This window comes from Streptomyces sp. A012304 (assembly GCF_026008495.1).
Lineage (GTDB): Bacteria > Actinomycetota > Actinomycetes > Streptomycetales > Streptomycetaceae > Streptomyces.
In genome coordinates, this window is record NZ_BQUN01000138.1 from 1 (window position 1) to 583 (window position 583).

The window sequence follows — 583 nt, forward strand, 5'->3', positions numbered from 1 at the left end:
CGGGAGCCTTCCCGCCAGGTCACCTCCCTGAAGGCTTCCCGTCCGGCGGCCGTGGCCAGTTCCGCGACTGGCACCGGAGGCTGTCGGTAGCGGGGAAGCGGCCGTCGGCCGGTGCCGGAGAAGGCCGTGGCGGCGGGGTGCGCATCATGGGGCTGGACGGTCAGATCGCCGCGGATGCCGACCACATACGGGATCTCCCGCTCGGCCAGGCCGGCGCGGAAGTCGGCGTTCTGGCCGTAGCCGGCATCCGCCACCACCACCGGCGGCACCAGGTGCCACCCGGCCAGTTCGTCCAGGGCGTCCAGCGCCAGCCGCCACTTCTCCCGGTGCCCGACGTCCTTCGGCACGCCGGTCTCTTTGCGCCGGACGGTGTCCTTGGCCCACTCCTTGGGCAGGAACAGCCGCCAGTTCAGCGGGCACGAGGCCGCGTCGGAGACCGCGTGCACGCTCACCGCGACCTGGCAGTTGGCCTGCTTGCCCAAAGCGCCGCAGTACTGGTGGGCGACCGCCACCGACATCCGTCCGTCCTTGGGGAACGACACGTCATCGACCGCCCAGGCGTCCGGGCCGATCCGCGGCACCA

General features: G+C 72.4%; 1 protein-coding gene. It reads right to left on the reverse strand.

All coding sequences use genetic code 11. The features are described from left to right. A partial coding sequence (locus tag ALMP_RS34395) for an IS701 family transposase (RefSeq protein WP_264935681.1) occupies positions 1 to 583 on the reverse strand: 583 nt, incomplete at both ends.